At 41.0% G+C, this 12,224-nt stretch carries 16 protein-coding genes and 2 rRNA genes; 11 read left to right on the top strand and 7 right to left on the bottom strand.

Annotated features, from left to right (window positions below; genetic code table 11):
• Positions 1 to 24 precede the first annotated feature (24 nt).
• Entirely contained in the window at positions 25 to 843 is an 819-nt protein-coding gene (locus FTU39_RS07630; protein WP_096901584.1) for a 1-acyl-sn-glycerol-3-phosphate acyltransferase, read from the bottom strand.
• A 292-nt stretch (positions 844 to 1,135) separates the two neighbouring features.
• On the opposite strand from FTU39_RS07630, the gene hflX reads away from it, so the two are divergent.
• From hflX to FTU39_RS07600, 6 genes are all read left to right on the top strand, one after another.
• Positions 1,136 to 2,476: a ribosome rescue GTPase HflX gene (gene hflX / locus FTU39_RS07625; protein WP_004972465.1), complete on the top strand. Its 1,341-nt coding sequence runs from the start codon at positions 1,136 to 1,138 to the stop codon at positions 2,474 to 2,476.
• A 35-nt stretch (positions 2,477 to 2,511) separates the two neighbouring features.
• Positions 2,512 to 2,883 (top strand): hypothetical protein, encoded by a 372-nt coding sequence (locus FTU39_RS07620; protein ID WP_004972466.1) that lies wholly within the window; start codon positions 2,512 to 2,514, stop codon positions 2,881 to 2,883.
• Between the two features lie 9 nt (positions 2,884 to 2,892).
• Entirely contained in the window at positions 2,893 to 3,567 is a 675-nt protein-coding gene (locus FTU39_RS07615) for an LrgB family protein (protein WP_154321022.1), read from the top strand.
• A gap of 88 nt (positions 3,568 to 3,655) precedes the next feature.
• Positions 3,656 to 4,102, top strand: coding sequence for a DUF2147 domain-containing protein (locus FTU39_RS07610; RefSeq protein WP_154321023.1), 447 nt, complete (start codon positions 3,656 to 3,658; stop codon positions 4,100 to 4,102).
• A gap of 201 nt (positions 4,103 to 4,303) precedes the next feature.
• Positions 4,304 to 4,750, top strand: coding sequence for a DUF2147 domain-containing protein (locus tag FTU39_RS07605; protein WP_004972472.1), 447 nt, complete (start codon positions 4,304 to 4,306; stop codon positions 4,748 to 4,750).
• 104 nt (positions 4,751 to 4,854) lie between these two features.
• Positions 4,855 to 5,307 carry a DUF2147 domain-containing protein gene (locus FTU39_RS07600; RefSeq protein WP_004972473.1) on the top strand — a complete coding sequence of 151 codons (453 nt, stop codon included), beginning with the start codon at positions 4,855 to 4,857 and terminating at the stop codon, positions 5,305 to 5,307.
• An 83-nt stretch (positions 5,308 to 5,390) separates the two neighbouring features.
• Here FTU39_RS07600 and FTU39_RS07595 read toward each other — a convergent pair whose 3' ends face one another.
• The 4 genes from FTU39_RS07595 to FTU39_RS07580 all read right to left on the bottom strand — a co-directional run bounded on the left by FTU39_RS07595 (position 5,391) and on the right by FTU39_RS07580 (position 8,491).
• Positions 5,391 to 6,239, bottom strand: a complete 849-nt coding sequence (locus FTU39_RS07595; protein ID WP_096901578.1) for a symmetrical bis(5'-nucleosyl)-tetraphosphatase — start codon at positions 6,237 to 6,239, stop codon at positions 5,391 to 5,393.
• On the bottom strand, positions 6,239 to 7,051 hold the full coding sequence (gene rsmA / locus FTU39_RS07590; protein WP_180051956.1) for a 16S rRNA (adenine(1518)-N(6)/adenine(1519)-N(6))-dimethyltransferase RsmA: 813 nt from the start codon (positions 7,049 to 7,051) through the stop codon (positions 6,239 to 6,241). The genes FTU39_RS07595 and rsmA overlap by 1 nt, the downstream gene beginning before the upstream one ends.
• 19 nt (positions 7,052 to 7,070) lie before the next feature.
• Positions 7,071 to 8,039 (bottom strand): 4-hydroxythreonine-4-phosphate dehydrogenase PdxA, encoded by a 969-nt coding sequence (gene pdxA / locus FTU39_RS07585; protein ID WP_180051955.1) that lies wholly within the window; start codon positions 8,037 to 8,039, stop codon positions 7,071 to 7,073.
• A gap of 62 nt (positions 8,040 to 8,101) precedes the next feature.
• The gene (locus FTU39_RS07580) at positions 8,102 to 8,491 is read right to left on the bottom strand and encodes a hypothetical protein (RefSeq protein WP_180051954.1); all 390 of its coding nucleotides are present in this window, start codon (positions 8,489 to 8,491) and stop codon (positions 8,102 to 8,104) included.
• A gap of 266 nt (positions 8,492 to 8,757) precedes the next feature.
• Between FTU39_RS07580 and rplM the strand changes: the two genes are divergently transcribed.
• The 5 genes from rplM to FTU39_RS07555 all read left to right on the top strand — a co-directional run bounded on the left by rplM (position 8,758) and on the right by FTU39_RS07555 (position 11,592).
• On the top strand, positions 8,758 to 9,186 hold the full coding sequence (rplM, locus tag FTU39_RS07575) for a 50S ribosomal protein L13 (protein ID WP_004909012.1): 429 nt from the start codon (positions 8,758 to 8,760) through the stop codon (positions 9,184 to 9,186).
• Positions 9,187 to 9,198: 12 nt separating this feature from the next.
• Positions 9,199 to 9,585, top strand: a complete 387-nt coding sequence (gene rpsI / locus FTU39_RS07570) for a 30S ribosomal protein S9 (RefSeq protein WP_154321029.1) — start codon at positions 9,199 to 9,201, stop codon at positions 9,583 to 9,585.
• Between the two features lie 247 nt (positions 9,586 to 9,832).
• Positions 9,833 to 10,486 carry a glutathione S-transferase N-terminal domain-containing protein gene (locus FTU39_RS07565; protein ID WP_136144145.1) on the top strand — a complete coding sequence of 218 codons (654 nt, stop codon included), beginning with the start codon at positions 9,833 to 9,835 and terminating at the stop codon, positions 10,484 to 10,486.
• A 10-nt stretch (positions 10,487 to 10,496) separates the two neighbouring features.
• Entirely contained in the window at positions 10,497 to 10,925 is a 429-nt protein-coding gene (locus tag FTU39_RS07560) for a ClpXP protease specificity-enhancing factor (RefSeq protein ID WP_180051953.1), read from the top strand.
• A 16-nt stretch (positions 10,926 to 10,941) separates the two neighbouring features.
• Positions 10,942 to 11,592, top strand: a complete 651-nt coding sequence (locus FTU39_RS07555) for a hypothetical protein (RefSeq protein WP_180051952.1) — start codon at positions 10,942 to 10,944, stop codon at positions 11,590 to 11,592.
• 138 nt (positions 11,593 to 11,730) lie between these two features.
• On the opposite strand, the gene rrf is transcribed toward FTU39_RS07555, so the two are convergent.
• Positions 11,731 to 11,845 (bottom strand): 5S ribosomal RNA (gene rrf / locus FTU39_RS07550).
• A gap of 200 nt (positions 11,846 to 12,045) precedes the next feature.
• Positions 12,046 to 12,224, bottom strand: a 23S ribosomal RNA gene (locus FTU39_RS07545); the annotation flags it as partial.

The following is a 12,224-nucleotide window of genomic DNA, read 5'->3' as shown; positions in this document are numbered from 1 at the left end:
CATGAAGATGCGCCTAAGCATGTTTTATGATGTCAGCACTTGTGGTTTTAATACCTGACGATGCAACTCAGCCAAACCTTCTGTCATGCGTTCCTGTACCACAGCAGTTAAAGATTCAATATCGTGCCCTTCTACCACAATTGCAGGTAACGCCATTAAATGCGCTGTCACTTTCGGCATTTCCAAAACATCTTTCACATGATCAACAAAGGTCATGTCATTAATAAACGGCGCAACAGTATCTAACTCACCTTGCTGATTCACATAACAAATCAGACAAATTTGCACAGGTCGTTTGGCTTCAATTGCTGCCCCTAAAATACGACCATGCACTTTTTTAATTTTGCTTCCATCTGACGTGGTCGCTTCAGGAAAAAATAATACAGGAATATCTTGTTTTAAAAATTGCGTGATTTGTTCACGAATTTTGACTGAATCGCCAGAGCCACGCTTAATAAATAGCGTCCCCCCACCTTTGGCTAACTTACCCAATAACGGCCATTTTTCAATTTCAGCTTTGGCCAGAAAAAATACCCGCGCACTAGAACCCAATACCGCTACATCTAACCACGAAATATGATTACTGACCCATAGCGCAGGGTCATGCGGAATTTCACCATGAATTTGCACTTCAATATTAAAAACTTTGCACAATTGACGGCAAAAATATTGCACATAGCGCGTATTGTTCGGGTTGTTGGTGTCTTTATACAATTGATGACGATAGACCAAATAAAACCCTTCACCAATCGCGCCAGCCGTTGCCAGAACTTTTTTGCTATACAAAGCAAGCTTTGCAAAACCATGAATTGGAGATGTGTGAGTTTCAACAGCTGGGTTCATAGGGTCATCACTAATTGTTAAACGCAAAACAACGTATAAAGGTCTATATTTTGCTCATTCTATACTGTTCAATCTGAACTTGCATTGATAATAAAAACCGAAACCTGCATGCAAACATGCGACTTTTGGCAAAATCTAAATAGATAAATTCTATATTGGGGTCATCCTTATAATTGAGTTTACATACATTGATATAGCATCAAATCAGGGCGCAGGAAAAATCCAATCATCTATTTCCCTGCACAAACATTTTTTCTACTAGAATATAGCTTTAGCATGGAGATTGCGCTGAGTGGAAAATTTTGTGCCACATCAAGATGGCGAGCGTGTTGTACTGGTCAGTGTCGCTGTCCAAATTTTAGAAGACCTAGATGCCGAAGAATTTCAGCTCTTGGCTGAATCTGCGGGTGCAGAAGTTTTACAACACGTCCACACTCAACGTAGTAAACCCGATGCCAAACTCTTTATTGGCTCAGGCAAAGCCGAAGAAATTGCCGCATTGGTCAAAGAACACGACGCCAATTTGGTCATTTTTGATCATGCACTCAGTCCTGCACAGGCACGTAATTTAGAAAAAGTGATGCAATGCCGTGTGGTTGACCGTACCGAACTCATTTTAGATATTTTTGCTCAACGCGCCCGCACTTACGAAGGTAAATTACAGGTCGAATTGGCACAATTACAACATTTATCTTCACGTTTGGTGCGTAGTCGCAGCAACTTAGACAGTCAAAAAGGTGGTATCGGCTTACGTGGTCCTGGGGAAACCTTGCTTGAAACTGACCGACGCTTATTGCGTATTCGCATGGGACAACTAAAAACCAAACTCGATAAAGTCCGTCAAACCCGTGCACAAGGTCGTGTGGCTCGGCAAAAAGCCGCCATTCCTACCGTTTCATTGGTCGGTTATACCAACGCAGGCAAATCGACCTTATTTAATATTTTGGCGCAAAGTGATGTCTATGCTGCTGACCAACTGTTTGCTACGCTTGACCCTACTTTACGGCGTTTAGAATGGGATGGCATCGGACGTCTGGTATTGGCCGACACCGTTGGCTTTGTAAGAAACCTATCTCACTCTTTGGTGGAATCTTTTAAAGCAACTTTGGAAGAAACCTTAGAAGCCAGTTTATTGCTGCATGTGATTGATTCAAGCAGCCCCGATGTGTTGGAACAAATTGAAGCAGTCGAAGGTGTGCTAAAAGAAATTGGCGCAGATGTACCTATTTTGCGGGTTTACAATAAAATTGATGTCTCAGGCGAAACAGCCAAAATTATCTATGAAAAACCGCATCAACCTGACCGTGTCTATGTATCGGCACATTCAGGGCAAGGTTTAGACTTGTTAAAACAAGCCGTACATGAATGTTTGATGGGGCAAATTCAAAAGTTTGATCTTAAATTACAACCTGCTTATGGCAAACTGCGCAATCAACTGTATGCGCTCAATGTCATTCAGGCAGAACAGTACGATGATGAAGGTCAATTACATCTACAAGTCAGCATGGCACCACATAAACTGGAACAACTGATTAAACAGGCACATTTACCGATAGACGAAATTTTAGGTGCACAGGCAGAACAATTTAAACGTCCGCTTGAAGCATTTGAAATTGACGATCAGATCGGTTAAAACGTGATAAGTAAAATTTTAATGAAAGATCAAAAATGAGCAGGATAAAACATATCGATTGGCCAGCATGGATCGGCACACTCCTTTTGATTATTGTGTTTCGTGAAGCCTCTGTATGGATCATGACCCAATTTAATCACCCAGAATTAGGCAATTTAGTCGGTTTGCTCAGCCTGCTGGCGGTATTATTTACATGGCGCAAACTCAGTAAAATTCCTGCTCGTCTGGTCGATACCAACAACAAAATCATGAAAGAAAGTGCCTTTGCCTTTTTACCCATCAGCGCGGGTTCATTAATTATGCTCACGCACATGGGCAAACAAATTCCAATCTTCTTAATTGTGTTGTTTATCAGTACGCTGATCCCGCTTTGGCTGTATGCCAAAATGGCAAAACGCTGGCTTTAGGAGATTAAAATGCTGTCAATTCTATATGGTTTTTTAATCACTCTCGTTGCATATTTACTGGCAAAACCTTGCAACCAAAAAGTCCCGCAAATCCCTGTGATTGTCTTTGGCATGTGTTTTGTGTTGCTACTGTTGTATTTTTTCGGGATTCCATACGAAACTTACGTCGCACAAACCAACCCTTTGTTTAATCAATTATTGGGCTATGTGACAGTTGCACTCGCCATTCCTCTAGCAGCCATGCGTTATGACGATTTACCCCTCAAAGCGATTTTAGGTATTTTGTTCTTTGCCAGTCTTAGTGCTGTGGCGCTGCCGATGGGGCTTGCTTATGCGCTACATATGTCCAGTGCCGATATTATGGCATTTGCCACCCGTGCAGTGACCACGCCGATTGCGATTAATATCGCCACGCTTTTGGAAGCCCCAATTCAACTGGCAGTCTTGATTGTGATTTTATCGGGTGTTGTAGGTGCTGCTTTCTCACCTTTTATTTTAAGACACATCAATGATGAACGTGCCTCTGGTTTGGCTCTAGGTCTGGCTGCGCATGCAATTGGTACCGCCCAAGCTTGGCAACGAGGTAGCGTAGCTGGACGTTATGCCGCCTTTGGTATGGCCGTCAATGCAGTATTTACCGCAGTATGGCTGCCAACTTTTATACTGTATTTACAAAAAATGTGACTGAGCAATCACTTATTTAGACTTGTCGAGTTTTAACTTTCTTTTTACTATGAAATATCCAGTTAGCCAAAAACAAGGAACATTGAACATGGTCAAGATGAAACTCACCGTTGCCTTAATCTGCTCAGCGTTAGGAAGTTTTGCGCTAGCTCAAGATATTACGGGTACTTGGAAAAATATTGATGACAAAACAGGTTCATCAAAAGCAATTTTAGAAATTCGTCAGGAAGCCAATGGCACCTATACGGCTAAAATTGTCAAAGTTACCCCTCGTCCTGGCTACACCCCTAAAGATACCTGTGTCAACTGTCCTGCGCCTTATACCAACCAACCTATTTTAGGAATGGATATACTTAAAGGCTTAAAACATACAGGTGGTACTAACTTCTCTGGTGGAAAAATTATTGACCCATTAAACGGCAATATCTACAGCACCAAAGCCAAATTAAGCAGCAATGGTAAACGTCTGACCATGCGTGGTTATGTGGGCGTATCTGCTTTAGGACGTAGCCAAACTTGGATTAAAAGTGATTAATTTATAAGTTATTCCATCAACTTAATTAATTCACTTTTCACTTAAAATGCCACACGTTCGTGGCATTTTTCACATCTTTTCCAGCATTTTCCCTGCAAGTTTAAGATTAAAAATTTCCTCAAATCTCTTGACTCTTACCACAACTCGCTTTATATCTTGAATTAACCTCTGTAATAACTTTCGACAATCAAAGGAACTGATATGAAGAAAAATGTATTGATGGGTGTATTTGCAAGCTTAATCTTCAGTGGTTCAGCATTTGCTGCAGACCTAACAGGTATCTGGCAAAGTATTGATGACAAAACAGGTTCACCCAAAGCCCTGATTGAAATTACCCAAGCTGAAAATGGCAGCTTTACTGGTAAAATTATCAAAGTCACACCAAGACCGGGCTATACCCCAAAAACTATGTGTGTGAATTGCCCTGCACCTTATACCAACAAACCTTTGGTCGGTTTGGAAATTATTAGTGGCTTAAAGCATGTGGAAAATAACAACTATGCCGATGGGCGTATTTTAGATCCACTTACAGGCAAAATGTATAGCCTGAAAGGTCGTTTAGCATCTAATAATAAACGTCTCACTTTACGTGGTTACGTCGGAATTTCAGCCATTGGTCGGACACAAACGTGGATTCGCCAACAATAAGCGAGTAATTGTGTCTCATCGGTCATTTTTTCTGGATACTCGGGACTTTGTGTCCGTTAATTCACAGATTAGACTAGCCGCAAAGACCGAGTAAGGGAAATAAAATGATTCAGAAATTGGCTTTAGGAATAGCCGTCATCTTCGGCAGTCTAAGCACTTTGGCGATGGCACAAGATTTAGCAGGAACTTGGCAACAAATTGATGATAAAACAGGCTCACCCAAAGCTGTCATCGAAATTCGTAAAGAAGCCAATCAAACCTATACGGGTAAAATTGTGAAAGTAACCCCGCGTCCGGGTTATACCCCACGTGAACTTTGTAATAAATGCCCTGCGCCTTATACCGACCAACCTATTTTAGGGATGGATATTTTAAAAGGCTTACAACAAGTCAAAAACAGCAACAATTACGAAAAAGGACGCGTAATTGATCCATTGGCAGGTCGTATTTACGATGCAAAAATTCGCCTCAACTCAACAGGTAAACGTTTAACTTTACGTGCTTATATGGGTGTATCTACACTAGGTCGCAGTCAAACTTGGATTCGAATTCAATAAAATTCAAGATAAAAAATAGCCACCTCAATAGGTGGCTATTTTCATTTCATCATCACATTTTTAAATTTTAAAGATGAATGTTATTACCATTCTGCCAGCGGATTATCCACTGCAAACAATTGCTGATCTTCCAAACGATAAGCCACAAGCTGATTGCCCCACACACAACCGCCATCCACATTTTGAATATTGTCGGCTACCGTTTGTCCCTGCAATGCTGCCCAATGACCAAATACGATTTGATGTGTTTGCGCAGCTAAAGATGGATATTCAAACCACGGTTTAAAACCTTCTGGCATCGGATCATCTAAGGCATCTTTAAAGCTGAATTCCAAACCACCCTGTGCATTGGCTAAACGCATACGGGTCAAATAGTTGGTAATACAACGTAAACGCGCATGCCCCTCTAAATCATCCGACCAAACTGCAGGTTCTGCCCCATACATTTCCTTTAAGAATGCATCCACCACCTCAAAGTCCTCATGCCCAATCACCGCCTCAACTTCTTTTGCCAAAGCTGCGGTTTGTTCCGCATTCCAAATATGTGGAATACCTGCATGAGTTAAAATGGTGTTTTCATTAGGAAAAAGACACAATGGTTGTTTACGCAACCAATCAATCAAATCATCACTGTCAATTGCATCAATCACATCACGAGTGTTGTCTTGTGCTTTGATTTTCTTTAAGCCACGTGCGCCTGCCAACAAGGTTAAATCGTGATTGCCTAACACCGTTGCTGCAACGCCACGATCTACCAGTTTTTTAATAAAACGCAAAGCACCTACCGAGTTTTCACCCCGCGCGACTAAATCGCCTGCAAACCAAATAAAATCTTGATCGGGATCGAACTGTATTTCTTTTAATAACAGTTTTAAGGCTTCAAAGCAGCCCTGCACATCACCAATGACATAGTTGTATCGAATTGCTGCCATTAATTCACCATCTGATCTGCCAATGCGACAAATGCACTCAAACTTAAAGTTTCAGGACGTGCCATTGGGTCTACCCCTGCACGTTCAAACGCATCTTCAGCCAACATGCCTTTTAAGCTATTGCGCAATGTTTTACGACGTTGGGTAAATACATGCGCCACCAAACGTGCCAATGCTTTTTCATCTTTGGCAATAATCGGTTTAGTCACATAAGGCTCTAAACGGAATACTGCAGAAGTCACTTTAGGCGGTGGATTAAATGCGCCAGGCGGTACTTCAAACAAGAACGTTGGCTTACAATAATACTGCATCATCACCGATAAACGCCCATATTCTTTGGTATTCGGTTCAGCCGTGATACGATCTACCACTTCTTTTTGCAGCATAAAGTGCATGTCTTTAACTTTGTCACCAAACTCTAAGAGATGAAACAAAAGCGGCGTCGAAATGTTATACGGCAAGTTTCCAACCACACGTAGCGGGCGCCCTTCCTGAAATAACTCGGTAAAGTCATATTTCAGCGCATCACTTTCTACAATAGTTAAACGCTCAGGATGTGGCACACGTCCCGGTAAGCCTGCGGCCAAATCACGGTCTAATTCCACTACAGTCAAAGCATCACACTCACCAATTAAAGGTGAGGTCAATGCCGCTAAACCCGGTCCAATCTCGACAATATTATCGCCTGGACGTGGGTTCACTGAGCGGACAATTTTGGCAATCACGCGTTGATCATGCAAAAAGTTTTGACCAAAGCGTTTACGAGCCTGATGCCCTTCTTCCTTTGGGTTTAGGGCATTAATTTGATACATAAAGATTTCCAAGCTGAGATTATGAACGTGCTAAATCCAGCGCTAAATCGACAGCAACATGCAAGCTAGAACTTTTCGCAAGTCCTGTACCTGCGAGGGAGAGCGCTGTGCCGTGATCGACTGAAGTGCGAATAAACGGTAAGCCTAAAGTAATATTAATTGCTTCACCAAAGCCCTGAGATTTTAACACAGGTAAACCCTGATCGTGATACATCGCCAATACTGCATCAGCATCTTTTAAATTTTCAGGGGTAAACAACGTATCTGCAGGCAAACTCAGGCTTAGGTTTTCCCCACGGTTACGGTAATTTTGCAGCACAGGATTAATGACTTCAATTTCTTCCATGCCTAAATAACCGTCTTCACCCGCATGTGGATTCAAACCACACACCAACACTTTAGGATGCTCGATCTTAAATTTACTTTTTAAATCATGCAGCAAAATATCAATCACCTGCTGCAAACGGGTTTTGCTAATCGCATCTGCGACTGCACGTAACGGTAAATGCGTTGTTACGAGGGCAACACGTAGCGTTTTAGTCGCCAACATCATCACCACACGTTCTACACCTGCAAACTCCTGATAATATTCAGTATGTCCACTAAACGAAATGCCCGCTTCATTAATAATCGATTTTTGTACTGGCGCTGTCGCAACACCGACACTTTTACCCGTCATGGCATACGATGCAGAACGACGTAATTGCTCTAACACATAAGCCGCATTTTGAGCATTTAAATGACCAAGTTGTACCTCTGCGGCCAAGGGCACATGTTCAACATACAACTGCCCCACTACAGCTGCGTGCTGCTGACCTAAATATTCAATCAATTCGACTTTTTGGTTTAGAATTTCGGCACGTTGTTGTAATAATTGATGATCTGCCAATACCACAATTGGACGCTCATCCACTCGGTCTGCCAAACTCAAGCAAATATCAGGTCCAATCCCTGCGGGTTCACCACTGGTGACATATAAAGGTCGCATAAATGCTCAGTCCAGATTTATCTAAGGATAATTAAAGTATAGCGCCATCTTAGTTGATTGTTTTATTTCCAGTCCAAGATAAATCGAGTCTGCAAAATCCCTTGCACATGCGCCCATTCAGAAATAGCGGTAACAGCAACACCCAATAACAGCCCCATCATCAATATTTTTTGTGATTTTTTCAGCACCTCCCGATATTGGGTGTCTGCTAAACACAGCAAAATGATTCCACCAACGCCATACAATAAAAATGGGAAAAGTGCTAAATGGAAAAAAATTGAATACAGCAATAAGATGCTAAACACATCCACACCATATACAGCACCCAATACTACAAAAGCCAGCATATAGATACTGAGCAATGTAATAAAACATCCAGCAATAAATTTAATGAATTTTGAAGTAGGTAGATCAGACTGCTGCTGTATTTCTGATTGCAAATCTTGCGACATCCTATCCCCCCTTTTGTTTCAATATTGTCTGCTAAAAACTTTACTTATAACCCTATAAAGGCGATTTAAAACAGCATAAATCTAGGCTTTTAATGTTGAATGTTACAAATTTATTCAACTTTTCTTTTGTATTTAAGCTCGCTAAAATATAGCGCTTAAAATGTGACATTTCCATTGTGGTTCTAGTTAATTTCAGGTAGAATTCGGACTCCTTTTTGTTTGGACAGCTTCCATAGTCCAAACCAACTATAATAGGTAGTGGTTTAATGAAAACTCTCAGCGCTAAGCCAGCTGAAGTTCAACACGACTGGTACGTTGTTGATGCTTCTGGCAAAACTCTAGGTCGCCTTGCGACAGAAATCGCTCGTCGTTTACGCGGTAAGCACAAAACTTCTTATACTCCTCACGTTGACACTGGTGACTACATCGTTGTTATCAATGCTGAGCAAGTTCAAGTGACTGGTAACAAATCACTTGATAAGAAATACTATCGCCACACTGGTTTCCCTGGTGGTATCCGTGAAACTAATTTCGAGAAATTAGTTGCTCACAAACCAGAAGAAATCTTCCAACGCGCTGTAAAAGGCATGTTGCCAAAAGGTCCTCTTGGTTATGCTATGATCAAGAAAATGAAAGTGTACGCTGGTGCTGAGCATCCTCACACAGCTCAACAGCCACAAGTTTTGGACATCTAAGGGATACAGCACATGGCTACTAATTATGGTACAGGTCGCCGTAAGACCGCAACTGCACGTGTTTTCTTATCAGCTGGTACAGGTAAACTCGTAATTAACAACCGTACTCTTGAGCAATATTTCGGTCGTGAAACTGCTCGTATGATCGTACGTCAACCGTTAGAACTTCTTGAAGCTACTGACAAATATGACCTTTACATCACTGTTGCTGGTGGTGGTATTGGTGGTCAAGCTGGTGCTATCCGTCACGGTATTACTCGTGCATTGATCGCATCTGACGACACTTTAAAACCTGCTCTTCGTCAAGCTGGTTTCGTTACTCGTGATGCTCGTGAAGTTGAACGTAAGAAACTTGGTTTACGTAAAGCACGTAAACGTCCACAATTCTCTAAACGTTAATTCGTTTACCGAATCGGACACAAAAAGCCTTGGATTTTCCAAGGCTTTTTTTATGCAAATCAACGAGCTGAGCATTTTAAGCCAGATAAACAATTCGGATTCACATACACCAAAAATCAAAATTCAATACAGTCCAAAAATTGAAAACCAATCAACAAATATCTCATACACTTTTATCAGCTTTGCTGGGTGATTTTAGTGGCTAAGTTTAGTATCCTATTCTATTCATTTGGTTTTATTTCGGATTATGTCAGTCGAGAACGCACCCTTACAAGGCATTACCCTCTACAGTCATGCGGACGACTTTCGCTCACATTGGATTCGTTACGTTCTGGCCGAAAAACAAATCAAATATCAACTGATTTTGGTCGATTATGAAGATGAAGATCTTGCAAGCCTGAATCCGTATAATCAACTTCCAATGCTGCTAGAAAACGATTTAAAACTCTTTAATACTGCGATTATTTCCGAATATCTGGATGATCGTTATCGACAAAATAAACTCTATGCAGATGCACCTATGCCACGTGCAGAACAAAGACAATATATTTGGCGCTTTGAACAAGACTGGTTCAAACTTGCCGATCAGATGCTACGTCATCCTGATAGCTTAGAGTACACAACACAGCGCGCTGCACAAAAAAAATTACGTGATACACTCATTTCACTGACACCATTATTTCAGCATTATCCTTATTTCATGTCAGAAAATTTCAGTATTTTAGATTGCATGCTGGCACCCTTATTTATACGGCTAAAAGCCATGGGCATAGAATTACCCCAACAACACTGTCGTCCAATTTTCCTGTATTGTCAGCGGATTTTTTCACGCCCTGCCTTCACTCAAGCAATGACTTTGCAAGAAAAAAATCGCTATCAAGAATTTTTAATTCATACTTAAAGAGCATATTATGTCTGAATCTGAAATCAATTTAAGTCCAACCCGTCCTTATTTAGCCCGCGCAATTTATGAATGGATTTGTGATCACCAACTCACACCACATTTATTGGTCGATGCTACACAGCCGAATACGCTTGTTCCTGAACAATTTGTGCAGGATGGTCAGATAGTATTAAACATTGTTCCACATGCTGTACACGCCTTACACATGAGCAATGATGCAATTACATTCTCCGCACGCTTTGGTGGTGTTTCACGCGACTTATATGTGCCAATGAATGCGGTACTGGGGATTTACGCTCGAGAAAATGGACAAGGCTTATTCTTTGATCCGAGCGAGTATCAACATATCCAAAATGATGAAGATGCTTTAGAATTAAAGACTGAAGAAAAACCCGAACAAACTAAGAAAAAACCAAGCCTTAGATTATTAGATTAAAACAATGGAGTAGTGAATGGCTTTTGATTTAGTACAATATTTTGCAGCGCAGATTAAACTTCAAAAGCCATCGCTTTTGAAACAATATGACTCGGTAGAGCGTGATCAATATATTCAAGAAATTAACGCACTCAGCCTAGGTAAATTGGTAAGTTTATGGCGTGAAGATAATCAAAAACTTTATCAAGAAATTGATCATCAAGATGAATTATATATTCAGGAAATTGCACGTCGACTCACCACATCTCCACACAATCAGTCACCTCTCTCCAAAACTGAGCTTGAACAGAATATTAGTGAAGTCTTAGCCTTACAACTCACAGAGCTCAAGCAATTGGATCAAACTGGTAATTTTGGCAATAAAGGTCTAGGTGAATTATTGCTAGGTCAAATTGAACATTTATCTGGTCAAGCGGATGATTGGGTTTGGTCAACAAACGATCTAATAGAGTTAAAAGGTTCTAAACCAATTCCTCAAGAAGAGCTATCATTAGAGGCATCAATGAAGGAGTTTAATCAAATGGTACAACAACATACCCACGATGATCATCAAAATATTGAGCCTGTAGAAGCAATTGTACCCACTTGGTCTAAAGTACTAGAACCTATCGTTGCGATTGCGATTTTAGCAATTCTATGGTGTTCCGTTACTCAATTATTCGCTTAAATCAATCTTCTATCTAAGCCGTAATAAAACCATCATCATCTGATGGTTTTATTTTGCCTTCACTTTTTATAGTTTTTAATATTTTCTTTCCCACATAAAAAAACACCCCCAACGCTAGTTGAGGGTGTTTGAATAATGAGCTGGCGATGACTTACTCTCACATGGGTAACCCCACACTACCATCAGCGCGAAGAGGTTTCACTTCTGAGTTCGGTAAGGGATCAGGTGGTTCACTCTTGCTATGGTCGCCAGCACAACTGTTTATGGACTTGTTCGGGTCTTAGTTACTCTGCTTTTGCATGTAATGCCTTACTTTGTTCCAAATGAGTTATTAACAGGTTGGCTATTGGGTCTGAATTTTATTGTTTAGCGTTAACTAAATCAAGATCAGTCTGAATTGACTGATTGGATTTGAATCGATTGAGCATTCAACCCCAACTGTTTGGGTGTTGTATAGTCAAGCCTCACGAGCAATTAGTATTGGTCAGCTTCACATATCGCTATGCTTCCACATCCAACCTATCAACGTCGTAGTCTTCAACGGCTCTTTAGGAGGCATAAAGCCTCGGGGAAATCTTATCTTGAGGTAGGCTTCCCGCTTAGATGCTTTCAGCGGTTATCCCTTCCGAACA

Origin of the sequence: Acinetobacter sp. YH12099 (assembly GCF_013419195.1) — a bacterium.
Taxonomy (GTDB): domain Bacteria; phylum Pseudomonadota; class Gammaproteobacteria; order Pseudomonadales; family Moraxellaceae; genus Acinetobacter; species Acinetobacter towneri.
Note: the sequence above shows the minus strand (reverse complement) of the source record. Positions and strands in the feature narration are given on the sequence as shown.